Source organism: Pseudomonas sp. xss_4 (assembly GCF_043104125.1).
Classification (GTDB): Bacteria; Pseudomonadota; Gammaproteobacteria; order Pseudomonadales; family Pseudomonadaceae; genus Aquipseudomonas; species Aquipseudomonas parafulva_B.
In genome coordinates this window covers 43,459-57,848 of record NZ_JBICKJ010000038.1, presented here as the reverse complement: position 1 = coordinate 57,848, position 14,390 = coordinate 43,459, and the positions used below count along the sequence as shown (strand labels likewise).

Annotated in this window: 14 protein-coding genes; 12 read left to right on the top strand and 2 right to left on the bottom strand. The window is 61.9% G+C overall.

The genetic code is table 11. From position 1 onward, the window contains the following. Positions 1 to 71: 71 nt before the first annotated feature. A complete protein-coding gene (locus ACF8GB_RS07290; RefSeq protein WP_023535132.1) occupies positions 72 to 635 on the bottom strand; it encodes a carboxymuconolactone decarboxylase family protein in 564 nt (187 codons plus the stop codon). Between the two features lie 102 nt (positions 636 to 737). Between ACF8GB_RS07290 and ACF8GB_RS07285 the strand changes: the two genes are divergently transcribed. Continuing rightward, positions 738 to 1,649, top strand: coding sequence for an AraC family transcriptional regulator (locus tag ACF8GB_RS07285; RefSeq protein ID WP_392526762.1), 912 nt, complete (start codon positions 738 to 740; stop codon positions 1,647 to 1,649). A 214-nt stretch (positions 1,650 to 1,863) separates the two neighbouring features. Then, the gene (locus ACF8GB_RS07280) at positions 1,864 to 3,489 is read left to right on the top strand and encodes a methyl-accepting chemotaxis protein (RefSeq protein WP_392526761.1); all 1,626 of its coding nucleotides are present in this window, start codon (positions 1,864 to 1,866) and stop codon (positions 3,487 to 3,489) included. Between the two features lie 48 nt (positions 3,490 to 3,537). Here ACF8GB_RS07280 and ACF8GB_RS07275 read toward each other — a convergent pair whose 3' ends face one another. Then, positions 3,538 to 4,944, bottom strand: coding sequence for a cytosine permease (locus ACF8GB_RS07275; RefSeq protein ID WP_196185449.1), 1,407 nt, complete (start codon positions 4,942 to 4,944; stop codon positions 3,538 to 3,540). A 316-nt stretch (positions 4,945 to 5,260) separates the two neighbouring features. Between ACF8GB_RS07275 and ACF8GB_RS07270 the strand changes: the two genes are divergently transcribed. The 10 genes from ACF8GB_RS07270 to ACF8GB_RS07225 all read left to right on the top strand — a co-directional run bounded on the left by ACF8GB_RS07270 (position 5,261) and on the right by ACF8GB_RS07225 (position 14,384). Continuing rightward, entirely contained in the window at positions 5,261 to 5,746 is a 486-nt protein-coding gene (locus ACF8GB_RS07270; protein WP_023535123.1) for a flavin reductase family protein, read from the top strand. A gap of 100 nt (positions 5,747 to 5,846) precedes the next feature. Then, positions 5,847 to 6,887, top strand: a complete 1,041-nt coding sequence (locus ACF8GB_RS07265; protein WP_058605895.1) for an LLM class flavin-dependent oxidoreductase — start codon at positions 5,847 to 5,849, stop codon at positions 6,885 to 6,887. A gap of 249 nt (positions 6,888 to 7,136) precedes the next feature. Next, complete coding sequence (locus ACF8GB_RS07260) at positions 7,137 to 7,733, top strand: amino acid synthesis family protein (protein WP_058605896.1); 597 nt, start codon at positions 7,137 to 7,139, stop codon at positions 7,731 to 7,733. A gap of 67 nt (positions 7,734 to 7,800) precedes the next feature. Then, the gene (locus ACF8GB_RS07255) at positions 7,801 to 8,634 is read left to right on the top strand and encodes an alpha/beta fold hydrolase (protein WP_100851578.1); all 834 of its coding nucleotides are present in this window, start codon (positions 7,801 to 7,803) and stop codon (positions 8,632 to 8,634) included. Beyond that, positions 8,631 to 10,112, top strand: coding sequence for an aldehyde dehydrogenase (locus tag ACF8GB_RS07250; RefSeq protein WP_392526760.1), 1,482 nt, complete (start codon positions 8,631 to 8,633; stop codon positions 10,110 to 10,112). The genes ACF8GB_RS07255 and ACF8GB_RS07250 overlap by 4 nt, the downstream gene beginning before the upstream one ends. A 12-nt stretch (positions 10,113 to 10,124) precedes the next feature. After that, positions 10,125 to 10,610, top strand: a complete 486-nt coding sequence (locus tag ACF8GB_RS07245; protein WP_058605899.1) for a flavin reductase family protein — start codon at positions 10,125 to 10,127, stop codon at positions 10,608 to 10,610. A gap of 73 nt (positions 10,611 to 10,683) precedes the next feature. Beyond that, a complete protein-coding gene (locus ACF8GB_RS07240) occupies positions 10,684 to 11,073 on the top strand; it encodes a carboxymuconolactone decarboxylase family protein (protein ID WP_058638362.1) in 390 nt (129 codons plus the stop codon). A 91-nt stretch (positions 11,074 to 11,164) separates the two neighbouring features. After that, positions 11,165 to 11,917, top strand: a complete 753-nt coding sequence (locus ACF8GB_RS07235; RefSeq protein ID WP_058605900.1) for a GntR family transcriptional regulator — start codon at positions 11,165 to 11,167, stop codon at positions 11,915 to 11,917. A 2-nt stretch (positions 11,918 to 11,919) separates the two neighbouring features. After that, positions 11,920 to 12,483, top strand: a complete 564-nt coding sequence (locus ACF8GB_RS07230; protein ID WP_058638363.1) for an NUDIX hydrolase — start codon at positions 11,920 to 11,922, stop codon at positions 12,481 to 12,483. An 83-nt stretch (positions 12,484 to 12,566) separates the two neighbouring features. Continuing rightward, positions 12,567 to 14,384 (top strand): ATP-binding protein, encoded by a 1,818-nt coding sequence (locus ACF8GB_RS07225; RefSeq protein WP_392526759.1) that lies wholly within the window; start codon positions 12,567 to 12,569, stop codon positions 14,382 to 14,384. Positions 14,385 to 14,390: the final 6 nt, after the last annotated feature.

The following is a 14,390-nucleotide window of genomic DNA, read 5'->3' as shown; positions in this document are numbered from 1 at the left end:
GGCGCCTGGCGACCCGTTCACGGCCAATGGCCGTTCCAGTACCGACCGCAGTGCGGCGGGTTGCCTGCGTCCTAAGCAGACGGCTGTTGCCAGCGATACTTACCCAGCTCATCGTTGAGCGGCGTCTGGGCGAACACATTAGCAAAGTTGCACAGGGTTGCGAGGCTGACCCCCAGAATCACTTCCAGCGCATTGCCCTCGGTGAAGCCAGCGTCGCGAAAAGCCTGGTAAGTCGCCGGGCTCACATCGCCGCGGGTGGCGATGACTTCGCGGGCAAACGCCGCCAGGGTTTCGTATCGCGCGTCGGGAAGCTCGCCGCGCGCGCGCAGGGCGTCGACCACTTCGTGGGGCAGCTTGGCTTTGTTCAGGGCCACTGCCGTATGGCCCGCCACGCAGAAGTCGCAACCGTGCTGGGTGGCGGCGATCAACTGCACCACTTCGCGCTCGGCCAAGGTCAGCTCCGACTTGCCGTTCAACGCCGAAACGGTGACATAGGTTTCCAGCGCGGCTGGGGCGTTGGCCAGGACACGCAGCAGGTTGGGGATGAAGCCCGAGTTCTTCTGGGCGTTTTCGAGGAACGGCTTGGCCGCCTCTGGTGCGGTCTGCAGGTCGTGTAGGGTAATGCGCGAGGACATGGGGTACTCTCCTTTGCCGTGTATCAGTACAGTCTGTTGGTTATAAGAAGCACGCTCCATATTCATCAGTCGTTTTTACTTGCTCCTGAGTGTTTGCCTTAGATGATTTCGTCCAGCCATCTCGTCGAGCGGTTATTAGAAAGCCTCGAGCTAGACGCCAGCCTGTTTCATGTCGGCCGTTACTGTGGAGGCTGGCACGCCAGCACCCACGGCATGGGCCACGCCAGTTTTCACCTGGTCGTGCAAGGCGGCTGTTGGCTGCACGCAGAGACCCTCGAGCAGCCGGTGCGCCTGGAGCGCGGCGATGCCGTGTTCCTGCTGCGTGATGTGAGCTATCGGCTTGCCAGCGAAGCCGATGCCGCGCAGGCCTGCGCCCAACCGCGCCAGCCCATGCAGCCCCTTGATGCCGAGGCGAGCGATGGGGTGGGCCTGGTCTGTGGGTTCTTCCATTTCAGCAGCGGCCTTTCGGCGCTGATCATCGACGCAATGTCCGATCTGATCATCCTGCGCGCCGAGGACCCCGCAGGTAGCGCTGCACGCGCCTTGTTCGATCTGATTCTGGAAGAATGCCGGCGCGCCGTCGGGCCCTCTCAAGTCTTGCTGGAGCGACTGACGCACCTGTTGTTCCTGTATGCCCTGCGCCAACAGGTGCATGGCGCTCAGCCGCTGGGTGGGCTGATCGCCCTTGCCCGCCAGCCAGTGTTTGCGGACTTGCTCGAACAGTTGATCAAGGCGCCTGGGGCCATCTGGACGCTGGAACGCATGGCGGCGTGCACGGGCTTGTCGCGGTCGGCGTTCTTCAAGCGTTTCAGCGAGCTGGCCGGGCAGTCACCCGGCCAAGTGCTGTTGGCACTGCGCATGCGCCATGCCAGCCAGTTGCTGCGCGCCGGCCATACGGTCGAACAGGTAGGTGCTCAGGCGGGGTATCAATCGGTAGCGGCGTTCACGCGTGCCTTCGCCAAGGCCGTGGGCGTACAGCCGGGGGCGTATCGGCGTCAGCAAAGTGGACGGTGAGAGGCCGCTTCAAGAACCCAGTGCAGGGGCACCGGCACTCTCATCTCGTTACATTGCATGACTGTCCTACAATAATGGCTTTATGTCATCATCCGCGCGTTCAAGTCCACCGCACTCTCCCTCCCGCCCCTTAGCATCTACAGAGCCTGGCGCCGTCCCGAGTGGCTTGCGCCAACGCGCCTCGCCCCCTGCACGCCATCCCTAGGAGCTTTCGATGCATTTCAGGAACATGAAGATCGGCATTCGCGCAGCCTGCGTGTTTGCCTTGTTGGGCATGCTGATCCTGACCATGGGGCTTGTCGCCCTGTATGAAACACAGCAGATGGATGAGTCCACGGATGAAATCCGCCTGACCTGGATGCCCACCGTCATGTCGCTCAGTGCAATCAACAGCAACCTGGGCCGTACTCGCGCCCTCACCCTGCGCAGTGCATTGGAAGAGAATGCCAGCGAGCGCACCCGCTACCTGAGTACGATCCAGAGTATCGAACGCGAATTGGATGAAGGCTTCGAGGCCTATGTGGCCACCATCGTGTCCAACGAAGACCGCGGGCTGTTCGAAACCGCTCGCAGCGCCTACCAGCATTACCACGAGCTCCAGGAAACGGTCCTGGCCGAGCTTTCGGCCGGGCGCATGGACAGGGCTCGCCAGCTGATCAACGGCCCGCTGACGGCACGTGCCGAAACGATGATGCAAGCCATGTCCACACTCATCGCCTTCAACGCCAAAGGCGCAGAAGCTGCATCCCAACTGAGCAGCGACGTGGCCGATGAGGCATTGGTGGCCATTATCACGGCACTGGTTGTGATCCTGTTGGCACTGGTGATGATCGCCTACCTGCTCACACGCAGCATCATCGTGCCGCTAGCCCAAGCCGTTACCGCCGCAGAGCGCGTGGCGGCCGGTGACCTGACCCAGCCCATCCAGGCTGAGGGCCGCGACGAGCCCGCCTTGCTGCTGCAGGCCTTGGCCCGAATGCAAGCCAACCTGCGCCAGACCATTGCCCGCATTGCGGCCTCGTCGGACCAACTGGCATCGGCCTCCGAAGAGCTGCACACCGTGACCGAAGACACCAGCCGTGGCCTGCACCAGCAAAGCGCCGAAATCGACCAGGCTGCCACGGCCGTCAACCAGATGACCGTCGCCGTGGAAGAAGTTGCCAGCAATGCCGTGAGCACGGCCGATGTTTCCAAAGACGCAGACCGCACGACCCGCGACGGCCGTGACCAGGTCAACCAGGCATTGCAATCCATCGAGCAGTTGGTAGCCGAAGTTACCGGCACTTCGGCGCAGGTGCAGCAGCTGGCCAACAGCGCCAGTGAAATTACCCGGGTGCTGGACGTGATCGGCGCTATCGCAGGGCAGACCAATCTCCTGGCACTTAACGCCGCCATTGAAGCGGCGCGGGCAGGTGAAGCGGGCCGAGGGTTCGCGGTGGTGGCCGACGAAGTGCGCGCCCTCGCCCACCGCACTCAACAATCGACTGCGGAAATCGAACAGATGATCGCGGGCATCCAGAACGGCACCGAACGCGCCGTGACGGCGATGTCCAGCAGTCAGGGTCGGGCGGCCGGTACGTTGGAGGTGGCCCAAGGTGCAGGGCGCGCGCTTGAGGTCATCGCCGAAGCCATCGCCTCGATCAACCAGCGTAACCTGGTGATCGCAAGCGCCTCGGAGGAGCAGGCTCAGGTGGCCCGAGAAGTGGATCGCAACCTGGTCAACATCCGTGATCTGTCAATGCAGACCTCGGCCGGGGCCAACCAGACCAGCGCAGCAGCGCAGGATCTGTCACGCCTGGCGGTAGACCTCAATGCCATGGTTGCGCAATTCAAGGTGTGATCCTGAGAGAGGGGCCGACCAGCGGCCCCTCAACGTGAGGCCACTGGCTCACTTGCTGACGCTGACCACCCGCCCCACGTTCTGCGCTGCCTTGCCACGGGTTGCCAGGCAGTAGTATAGCGGCACCGTTACCAACAAACCGAACAGCCACGACAGATCGGCCCCTTCGACGATGTTCGAGTACGGGCCGACATACAGCGCCGTGTTGGCGAATGGCAATTGCACCAGGATGCCGCAGGCATAGGCAATGATCGCGTGGTGGTTGAAGCGGCCATAGATGCCGCCATCGGCGCTGAAGATCGAGGCGATGTCGTACTGGCCTTTCTTGATCAAGTAGAAGTCGACCAGGTTGATCGATGCCCAGGGTACCAGCACCAGCAGAAGCGCCAGGATCAGCCCGATGAACTGGCCGATGAAGTCGGCCGAAGCATTGAGCGCCACCAGTGCGCAGGCCACGAGGATGACGCTGGCCAGCACCACACGCACCTTGATGCTCGGCGTCCACTGGGCAAAGAATGTCTGGATTGCCGTCACGATCGAAAGCACGGCGCCGTACAGGTTCAGGGCGTTATGACTGATGATGTTGAGCAGGAACAGCACCATCAGGATCGGCCCGAGCCAGCCGGTGGCCTGTTTGACGGCATCCATGGCATCGGTGTCTTCGGGCACGCACAGCACGGCCACTGCCCCGAAGCTGAAGCACAGGATGGTGCCCAAGGTGGCGCCGAAGTAGGTCGCCCAGAATGGACGGGCGATCCCCACCTCACGCGGCAAGTAGCGCGAATAGTCGGAGGTGTACGGCGAGAAGCTGATCTGCCAGATCGTGCCCAGCGACACGGTGGCGATGAACCCGGACAGGTTGAAGGCACCACGGCTGAAGAAGTCGCCCGGCAGTACCTGCATGAACATCATGATGAACCCAGCCAGCAACGCCGAGCCCATCACCCAGGTGCCGATGCGGTTCAGAATGTGGATGAAACGGTAGCCCACGACGCCGATGGCAGTGGCGCTCAAGGCGCCGATCACGATCGCGCCGGGCATGGGGACCGTGGGTGCGATGCCGTGGATCGTCTTGCCTGCCAGCACGATGTTGGAAATGAAGAAGCCCACGTAGATCAGCGCGGTGAAGAAAACGATCAGCAGCGCGCCGTAGCGTCCGAACTGGCCCCGGCTCTGCACCATCTGCGGGATGCCCAGCTGCGGCCCCTGTGCAGAGGCCAAGGCAATCACCACGCCTCCCAGCAAGTGCCCCATGACGATGGCGATCAACCCCCACAACAGGTTCAGGTGGAACACCTGGATCACCATGGCGCCGGTGACGATGGGCAGTGGCGCAATGTTGGTGCTGAACCAGAGGGTAAACAGGTCGCGCGCCTTCCCATGGCGCTCGGCAGGTGGAACGTAATCGACCGTGTGATTCTCGACAAACTGATGTTGCGACGACGGTTGGGACATGGTTTTTAGCTCGAAAGGTCGTTTTTATCGTTGTAAGGAAACCGCATCTAGGCGGCCTCTCAGCTGAAGACCATATTATGGTATTCCAAGGTTTTGACAATACTGATCCGCATTTCAAAATGTCAGCTGATCCGATTCAGCGGCTACCGCAAACCGTCAGCTTGGGCCTATAGGCCTTGAAATGCGCGGCTTTGGACCATTCATCGCAGGGTTGGCCAAGTCGAAAAATGTGCTTGCAAAAAAGGTATTACGGTATACCATCAGACACATCAACGATAAAAAACGCGGCCCACCGCAGCTTTAAGAGGTACATCAGATGATCGACGCAACCGTCTACAAGAACGTCCTGGGTTCCTTCCCCTCCGGCGTTACCGTCATCACCACCCTGGACGACGACGGCTCAGTCGTTGGCTTGACCGCCAGCGCCTTCTCATCCCTGTCGATGGACCCTCCCCTGGTGCTGTTCTGCCCCAACTACACCTCCGACTCCTACCCGGTGCTGATCAAGCACAAACGCTTCGCCATTCATCTGTTGTCCGGCAATCAGCAGGCCGAGGCCTACGCCTTCGCCAAGAAGGGCAAGGACAAGGCCGCCGGCATCGAGTGGTCGTTGAGCGCGCTGGGCAACCCCATTCTCGCCGGTGCTACCGCCGTGATCGAATGTGAGCTGTGGCGCGAATACGAAGGGGGCGATCACGCAATCATGGTGGGCAAAGTGCACAACCTGATCGTGCCGGAGCAAGCGCCGCTGCCGATGGTGTACTGCCGCGGGAAGATGGCCAGCCTGCCTGCACTCGCCTGACCTCTGCCCCCCCTGAACGCACTTGGCGCAAAGCATTGCGCTGTCCGCTGCGATACCCGGCTGTACGCCGGGTGACACTACCCAGTCCGAGGAATGCCCCATGAAATTTTCGTTGTTCGTGCACATGGAACGTTGGGATGAACAGGTCAGCCACCGCCAGTTGTTCGAAGACCTCACCGAACTGACCTTGATGGCCGAAGACGGCGGTTTCAGCACCGTGTGGATCGGCGAACATCACGCCATGGAATACACCATTTCGCCAAGCCCCATGCCATTGCTGGCTTATCTGGCGGCGCGTACCGAGAAGATCCGCCTGGGCGCTGGCACCATCATCGCCCCGTTCTGGAACCCGATCCGCGTCGCCGGCGAATGCGCTTTGCTCGATGTGATCAGCAACGGGCGCATGGAAGTGGGCCTGGCCCGTGGCGCCTATCAATTCGAATTCGATCGCATGGCCAATGGCATGCCAGCCACCGATGGCGGCAAGGCGCTGCGCGAAATGGTGCCTGTGGTACGCAAGCTGTGGGAGGGTGACTACGCCCATGAAGGCGAGGTGTACAAGTTCCCGACCTCCACCAGTGTTCCCAAGCCGTTCAATGCCACTCCACCCATGTGGATCGCGGCCCGTGACCCTGACTCGCATAACTTCGCCGTGGCCAATGGCTGCAACGTGATGGTGACGCCGCTGATGAAGGGCGACGAGGAAGTGCTGGACCTTCGCAACAAGTTCCAAGCCGCCTTGGACAACAACCCCGACGTGCCGCGCCCACAACTGATGGTATTGCGTCACACCCACGTACACAGCCCGCAAGAGCCGGACGGCTGGAAGGTCGGCGCCAGCGCCATCTCGCGTTTCTACCGCACGTTCGATGCCTGGTTCGGCAACAAGACCACGCCGGTCAATGGTTTCCTGGAGCCCAGCCCTGAAGCGAAGTTCGCCGAAGTGCCTGCATTCGAGCTGGAGAACATCCGCAAGAACACCATGATCGGCACTGCGGAAGAAATCATCGCGCGCATCAAGTACTACCAGGAACTGGGCGTCGATGAATTCAGCTTCTGGTGTGACAACAGCTTGCCCCACGCCGAGAAGAAAAAATCGCTGGAGCTGTTCATCAAGGAAGTGATCCCGGCATTCACCTGAATTCCCTTTACCTGATTCTTTGCGGGGCATGCCCGCTCGCGCGGGTCGTCTGGCCATGCGCGAGCGGGTTTTTTTCAGCCCAAATACAGGTACCGCCCCCGCGCGCTCGATACAGATGCGGTGCAGACCTGCACATCAGCACACCTTTCGTCTCGGTGGGATGAGAAAACGCCACGCAGTGCTTGCAGAACAAATATTATGGTATACCATCAGACAACAAGATCTGATCACACCGTACAGGAGCCCCCCATGAGTTTTGAAATTCGCAAGATCGTCACCTACTCCGAAGAGACCCGGATCGAAGGTGGCAAAGCCACTGACACGCCGGTCACCATGGTGGGCCTGGCGGTGGTCATCAAGAACCCTTGGGCTGGCCGTGGCTTCGTCGACGACCTCAAGCCCGAAATCCGCGCGCATTGCTCGGAACTCGGCGCGCTGATGGTCGAGCGACTGACCGCCGCCATCGGTGGTGCCGACAAGATCGAGGCCTACGGCAAGGCGGCAGTGGTGGGCGCTGACGGTGAAATCGAACACGCATCGGCCGTCATCCATACCCTGCGCTTCGGCAACCACTACCGCGAAGCCGTGCAGGCCAAAAGCTACCTGAGCTTTACCAACAAGCGCGGCGGTCCTGGCACGTCGATCCAGATTCCGATGATGCAAAAAGACGACGAAGGCCTGCGTTCGCACTACATCACCCTGGAAATGCAGATCGAGGATGCACCTCGCGCCGATGAAATCGTGGTGGTCCTTGGCGCTGCCGATGGCGGCCGCCTGCACCCACGCATTGGTAACCGCTACATCGACCTGGAAGAACTGGCGGCCGAGAAGGCCAACGCTCAATAACAACAACTAAGCCGGGCCTGGGTGTGGCGATCACTTCGTCACGCCCGACCTCAAAGGAGCGCCCTCCATGATTCAGCCCGTCGCTGAACGCACCCCCGCCGGCACCAGTTACCTGTCCGTCGGTCAGGGTCAACCCGTGGTACTCATTCACGGCGTGGGCCTGAACAAGGAAATGTGGGGCGGTCAGATCGTTGGCCTGGCCAACGACTACCGCGTCATCGCCTATGACATGCTCGGCCACGGCCAGAGTGCCTTGCCCCCGGCCGACGTCGGCCTCGAAGGCTATGCCGCCCAGTTGGCCGAGGTACTCGATCACCTGCAACTGAGCCAGGCCATCGTCGTCGGTTTCTCCATGGGCGGCCTGGTCGCACGTGCCTTCGCCCTGCACTACCCCCAGCGCATCGCTGCCCTGGTGGTGCTCAACAGCGTCTTCAACCGCAGCCCCGAACAGAGCGCCGGGGTTATTGCCCGTGCCGCTCAGGCAGCAGAACTGGGCCCGGACGCCAATGTCGAGGCGGCACTGGACCGCTGGTTCAGCCGCGAGTACAAGGCGGCGAACCCCGCCCAGGTGGCTGCCATCCGTCAAGTGCTGGCCAGCAACGACCCACAGGGTTATCACACCACCTATTCGTTGTTTGCCACCCAGGACATGTACCGCGCAGGTGACCTGGGCAGCATCCAGGTGCCGACGCTGATCGCCACGGGAGAGCTCGATACCGGCTCGACGCCGGCCATGGCCCGCCAGCTCGCCGCCCGTATTCCGGGTGCGCACAGTGTGGTGCTGGCCGAGCAGCGGCATATGATGCCGGTGGAGGCACCGCGCGAAGTGAACAAGATGCTGCTGGATTTTCTCGCCAAAGCCCGCAGCCTGACCGAATCAGCCAAGGGGATTGTGGCATGAGCCTCGTTCGTTTTCAGATGTGCATCGACGGCCAATGGTGCGATGCGCAAAGCGCCAAGACCTTCGACAGCCTGAACCCGGCCACCGCACAGCCCTGGGCGCAGCTGCCGGACGCAGGCGAAGCCGACGTGGAACTGGCGGTTCAAGCCGCGCAGCGGGCATTCGAAAGCCAGGCTTGGCGGGGCATCACCGCCACAGCCCGTGGCAAGCTGTTGCGCCGTCTCGGGGACCTGATCGCCGAGAACAAGGAACACCTGGCCCAGCTGGAAAGCCGTGACAACGGCAAGCTGATCCGCGAAACCCGCGGTCAGGTGGGTTACCTGCCAGAGTTCTTCCATTACACCGCAGGCCTGGCCGATAAGCTTGAAGGCGGCACGCTGCCCTTGGACAAGCCGGATCTGTTCGCCTACACCGTGCACGAACCTATCGGTGTGGTCGCCGGGATCATCCCGTGGAACAGCCCGCTGTACCTGACGGCGATCAAACTGGCGCCGGCCCTGGCCGCTGGCAATACCATCGTGCTCAAGCCCTCCGAGCATGCCTCGGCGACCATTCTGGAGCTGGCCCGCCTGGCGTTGGAAGCAGGGTTTCCGGCTGGCGTTGTCAACGTGGTCACAGGCTACGGCCCGAGCACCGGCGCGGCGCTTACCCGTCACCCGCTGGTGCGCAAGATCGCCTTCACAGGCGGTGCGGCCACCGCTCGCCATGTGGTGCGCAGCAGCGCCGAGAACTTCGCCAAGCTGTCGCTGGAACTCGGCGGCAAGTCGCCGAACATCATTTTTGCAGACGCCGACCTCGACAGCGCCATCAACGGTGCCGTGGCGGGGATCTATGCAGCGTCCGGACAAAGCTGCGTGGCCGGGTCACGTCTGCTGGTGCAGGATGAAATCTTCGACGAGTTCGTCAAGCGCCTGATCGAGCGTGCCCAGCGCATTCACATTGGCAACCCCCAGGACGATGCCAGCGAGATGGGCCCGATGGCCACTGCACAGCAGTTGGCCGTGGTCGAACAACTGGTCGCCGCGGCCAAGGCCGAAGGCGCCAAGCTGCACCTGGGCGGTAAACGGGCCCAGGTCGACGGCGAGGGCTGGTTCTACGAGCCAACGCTGTTCGAATGCGACAGCAACTCGATGAGCATCATGCAGGAAGAGGTGTTTGGACCGGTGGCGGCCGTCATTCGCTTCAAGACCGAGCAAGAGGCGCTGGCCATTGCCAACGATTCACAGTTCGGCCTGGCCGCCGGTATCTGGACCCGCGATTTGGGTCGAGCCCACCGCCTGGCGCGCGACGTGCGTTCGGGGATCATCTGGGTCAACACCTACCGCGCCGTATCTGCCATGGCGCCCATCGGCGGCTTCAAGAACAGCGGCTACGGACGCGAAAGCGGCATCGACTCCGTGCTGGCCTACACCGAGCTGAAAACCGTGTGGATCAACCTGTCCACCGCCCCCATGCCCGACCCCTTCGTGATGCGCTAAGAGGTAACACCGATGATCGAACCTGGCATCTACAAAGACGTGATGGGCTCCTTCCCGTCCGGGGTGACGGTCGTCACCACCCTGGACGCCGAGGGTGGCATCGTCGGCATCACTGCCAGTGCCTTCAGCGCGCTGTCGATCGACCCGGCGCTGGTGCTGTTCTGCCCCAACTACGCCTCCGACACCTACCCGATCCTGCGCGACAGCAAGCAGTTCGCCATTCACCTGCTGTCGGCAGGCCAGACGGCCGAAGCCTACGCCTTCGCGGGCAAAGGCAAGGACAAGGCCAAAGGCGTACAGTGGCACTTGAGCGCCTTGGGCAACCCGCTGCTGGACAACGCCACGGCGATCATCGAATGCGAGCTGTGGCGAGAGTACGACGGCGGCGACCATGCAATCATTGTGGGCGCCGTTAAAAACCTGGTGTTGCCCGCCGACCCGATGACGCCCATGGTGTACCACAAGGGTAAGCTGGGCGCCCTGCCCCCACTGGGCTGAGGCGCGACTTTTTCAGGGGCGCGCTGGCCTCTAACTCTCCTTAGCGCCCCTGTTTTATTCCGGAGTAGCGTACATGAGCAATGAAAAGTACGAAAAAGGTCTGCAGATTCGCACACAGGTCCTGGGCGAAGACTATGTTAACCGGTCGATCCAGAATGCCGACGCATTCACCCAGCCTCTGCAGGAGCTGGTGACCGAGTACTGCTGGGGCCATGTCTGGGGCCGCGAAGGCTTGTCGCTCAAAGAGCGCAGCATGATAAACTTGGCCATGATTTCGGCACTCAACCGGCCGCACGAGCTCAAGCTGCACATCCGCGGCGCCTTGCGCAACGGCCTGAGCCGCGAGCAAGTACGCGAGATTCTGCTCCAGGTCGGCATTTATTGCGGCGTCCCGGCGGCGGTGGACAGTTTCCGCCTGGCCCGGGAAGCGTTCGCCGAGGCCGACGCGGAGTCCACCCGTTAACACCGGGCTGTTCGTACCCACGCAAGGAGCACCCAGGGTCGTGGTGCCCCGTTACGGTCGTGGCCGGGCAGCCTCATTCAGAGCGCACTCGATGAAACGCCAGCCACTGGACGACAGCTTCAAGGTCAATCGCAACCCCGTCACCCTGCGCGAAATCGTGCTCGACAAACTGCGCGGCGCGATCATGAACTTCCACCTGCTCCCAGGCGACCGCCTGGTGGAGCGCGATCTGTGCGACCGCCTTGGCGTCAGCCGCACGTCCGTGCGTGAAGCCCTGCGCCACCTGGAGTCCGAAGGCCTGGTGGAGTTCGCCGACGCCAAGGGCCCCCGTGTTGCGATCATCACCCTTGAAGATGCACGCGACATCTATGAGTTGCGCTGCGTACTCGAAGGCCTGATCGTGCAGCTGTTCACGCTCAATGCCAAGGCCAAGGACATCCGCGCGCTGGAACGAGCCCTGGACGTCAACCGTGAGGCGTTGGAAGAAGGTGAGCTGCAGCAGGTGCTCGAGTCGGTGCAAGGGTTCTATGACGTGCTGCTCGAGGGTTCGGGCAACCAGGTCGCGGCGCAGCAGCTTCGTCAGTTGCAGGCGCGCATCAGCTACCTGCGTGCCACATCGGTATCCCAGGCCAACCGCCGTGGTGCCAGCAACCTGGAAATGGAAAAAATGGTCGAGGCCATCAAAAGCGGCGACCCCCTGGTAGCTCACCAGGCCTCGGTCGATCACGTGCGTGCCGCCGCCAAGGTTGCACTGGACTATCTGCGCCAGAAACAAGACGACAACGCCAAGGTTCGCGAGATCGTCGCTCCCCTGGCCCTCAAGGAACCTCGCATAGGTCGCTGATCATGCCCAGTGCTCCCCGCTACTGCCCTCATTGCACCACGACGCTGGCCCAGGGCACACCTGCGGGGGACACCCATGAACGGCTGCACTGCGCCAGCTGCGGCTACATTCATTACATCAATCCGAAGATCATTGCCGGTTGCATCATTGAGCGCGACGGCAAATACCTGCTGTGCCAACGCGCCATCCCCCCTCGCCCCGGCACCTGGACGCTGCCGGCAGGCTTCATGGAAGCCGGCGAGACCACCGAACAGGCGGCGCTGCGCGAAGTGTGGGAGGAAAGCGGCGTACGGGCGGAGATCGTCTGCCCCTACTCCATTTTCAGCGTGCCGAAGATCAGCGAGGTCTACATCATCTTCCGCGCCTTCGTCACCGAGGAAACGGGCCAGTATGGACCGGAAACCCTGGCCTATCGGTTTTTCGAACCAGAGCAGATCCCGTGGGATGACATCTACTACCCCGCCATCCGGCAGATTCTCGAGCGTTACATTCTCGAGCGTCAGGCCGGTGTCTACGGGATTTACACCGGCAACGATGACGTGGGCAAGGTGCACTTCATTCGCTGACTGGCCAAGCGCCATAAAACGCTCGCCAATTGTGCCTTCAGGGTGCACCCTAGAGCACCCTGTTTCAATGACCGGCAGAGCAGATGGCGAAGTGGCTAGCAGGCGGCGGCGTGATGGCCGACCGCATTCTTGGGCATGACTGGACGTGCACCTCGTTGGGTCCGCTGGAAAACTGGCCCGATACCCTCAAGACCACCTTGGCGCTGTGCCTGGGCTCGCATTTTCCACAGGCTGTGCTGTGGGGGCCCGATCTGCTGACCTTCCACAACGATGCCTTTCTCCCGATTCTAGGGCGCAAGCCGGTGGCGCTGGGGGTACCGTTTGCAGAGGTCTGGCAGGAAGCATGGGACGATATCCGCTGCATGGCCGACAGGGCCCTCGAAGGCGAAGCGGTCTACATCCAGGACTTCCCCTTGGTCATCGACCGTAACAACGGGCCGGAGCGTGCCTATTTCACGTTCTGCTACAGCCCAATTCGTGACCTGCATGGCAATGTGCTTGGAATGCTCGATACCGTCACCGAAACCACGGCCACCGTGCTGGGTAACCAACGCCTGGCGTTTCTGGACACCCTCGGCCGGGCAGTGGCACAAGCGGTAGACCCTGAGGAGATTCTGGCAACGACCACGCGCCTGCTCGCTGAGCACCTTGGGCTATCAAGCTGTATCTATGCGGTCATGCAAGCAGACGATGACACCTTCACGGTCTGTGGCGAAGCGGTGACCGACGCGAGCCCCTCGTTGATCGGAGAGCATCGCCTGGGAGCTTTCGGCAAGCAGGTGAACGAACGACTGCGCAGCGGTCTGACATTGGCGCTCGATGATTGCAGGCAGGCACTTCCCGAGTCCGAGGCGGCTGTATTTGCAGCCCTTGGGATCAATGCCACGTGCTGCGTGCCGCTGATAAAAGGCGCAAGGCTCACCGCCTTGATGGCGGTCAACAGCGCGTCAGCGCGCGCGTGGACCGAATACGAGCGGGTCTTGCTCGGTGACGTGACCGAACGCAGTTGGGCGCATATCCAGCATGCCCAATCCACGGGCGAGACGCAGGCCGCCTTGCTCGCGCTCGAGGCGCTCAACTCCAGCCTGGAGCAACGTGTGCAGACCCGCACCACGCAACTGCTGCACACCGAAGCGGAACTGCGTCAGGCCCAGAAGCTTGAGGCCATCGGCCAGCTTACAGGGGGTGTGGCGCACGATTTCAACAACATATTGACCATCATCCATGCCTCGCTGCATTTCTTGCAGCGTCCGGGCCTGGACGACGATCGGCGCATGCGCTATCTACGCACCATGGTCGAGACGGTCGAGCGCGGCTCCAAGTTGACCGGTCAACTGTTGGCCTTCGCACGGCGCCAGGCCTTGAATCCGCAGGTGTTCGACGCAGCGGCACGGCTGGCAGCCATGGCCGACCTGTTCGATACCGCAGCAGGCGCGAGCATTGATGTCGAGCTGAACTTGCCTGCTTCGCCGTGTCACGTGCGCGCCGACATCAGCCAACTGGAAACGGCGGTTATCAACCTGATGCTCAATGCCCGCGATGCTATGGCCGGTGTGGGCACTGTACGCGTGCGCCTGCAAGCCCACCAGCACCTGCCGGTCAGCCGCGATGAGGTTCCCGATCCGTGCGCGTATGCCGCGATTTCCGTCACCGACACGGGAGTTGGCATCAGCACGGAGCTGTTCGAGCGGATATTCGACCCTTTTTTCACCACCAAACCCGCCGGGCAAGGCACTGGGCTGGGGTTGTCCCAGGTATTCGGTTTCGCCAAGCAGTCCGGGGGGGATATCAAGGTCAGCAGTGTCGAGGGCAAGGGCACGACCTTCACCCTGTACCTGCCGCAACAGGCACCGACGGCCTTGTCCGAAACGGATAGGACATGCAGCGTGCAAGCGGGCTAAAGCTTG

What these genes read in the sequence shown, in the direction of transcription:
- ACF8GB_RS07290 (WP_023535132.1), bottom strand. Translation starts at nt 635, where the DNA reads ATGTCCTCGCGCATTACCCTACACGACCTGCAGACCGCACCAGAGGCG.
- ACF8GB_RS07285 (WP_392526762.1), top strand. Translation starts at nt 738, where the DNA reads ATGATTTCGTCCAGCCATCTCGTCGAGCGGTTATTAGAAAGCCTCGAG.
- ACF8GB_RS07280 (WP_392526761.1), top strand. Translation starts at nt 1,864, where the DNA reads ATGCATTTCAGGAACATGAAGATCGGCATTCGCGCAGCCTGCGTGTTT.
- ACF8GB_RS07275 (WP_196185449.1), bottom strand. Translation starts at nt 4,944, where the DNA reads ATGTCCCAACCGTCGTCGCAACATCAGTTTGTCGAGAATCACACGGTC.
- ACF8GB_RS07270 (WP_023535123.1), top strand. Translation starts at nt 5,261, where the DNA reads ATGATCGACGCAACCGTCTACAAGAACGTCCTGGGTTCCTTCCCCTCC.
- ACF8GB_RS07265 (WP_058605895.1), top strand. Translation starts at nt 5,847, where the DNA reads ATGAAATTTTCGTTGTTCGTGCACATGGAACGTTGGGATGAACAGGTC.
- ACF8GB_RS07260 (WP_058605896.1), top strand. Translation starts at nt 7,137, where the DNA reads ATGAGTTTTGAAATTCGCAAGATCGTCACCTACTCCGAAGAGACCCGG.
- ACF8GB_RS07255 (WP_100851578.1), top strand. Translation starts at nt 7,801, where the DNA reads ATGATTCAGCCCGTCGCTGAACGCACCCCCGCCGGCACCAGTTACCTG.
- ACF8GB_RS07250 (WP_392526760.1), top strand. Translation starts at nt 8,631, where the DNA reads ATGAGCCTCGTTCGTTTTCAGATGTGCATCGACGGCCAATGGTGCGAT.
- ACF8GB_RS07245 (WP_058605899.1), top strand. Translation starts at nt 10,125, where the DNA reads ATGATCGAACCTGGCATCTACAAAGACGTGATGGGCTCCTTCCCGTCC.
- ACF8GB_RS07240 (WP_058638362.1), top strand. Translation starts at nt 10,684, where the DNA reads ATGAGCAATGAAAAGTACGAAAAAGGTCTGCAGATTCGCACACAGGTC.
- ACF8GB_RS07235 (WP_058605900.1), top strand. Translation starts at nt 11,165, where the DNA reads ATGAAACGCCAGCCACTGGACGACAGCTTCAAGGTCAATCGCAACCCC.
- ACF8GB_RS07230 (WP_058638363.1), top strand. Translation starts at nt 11,920, where the DNA reads ATGCCCAGTGCTCCCCGCTACTGCCCTCATTGCACCACGACGCTGGCC.
- ACF8GB_RS07225 (WP_392526759.1), top strand. Translation starts at nt 12,567, where the DNA reads ATGGCGAAGTGGCTAGCAGGCGGCGGCGTGATGGCCGACCGCATTCTT.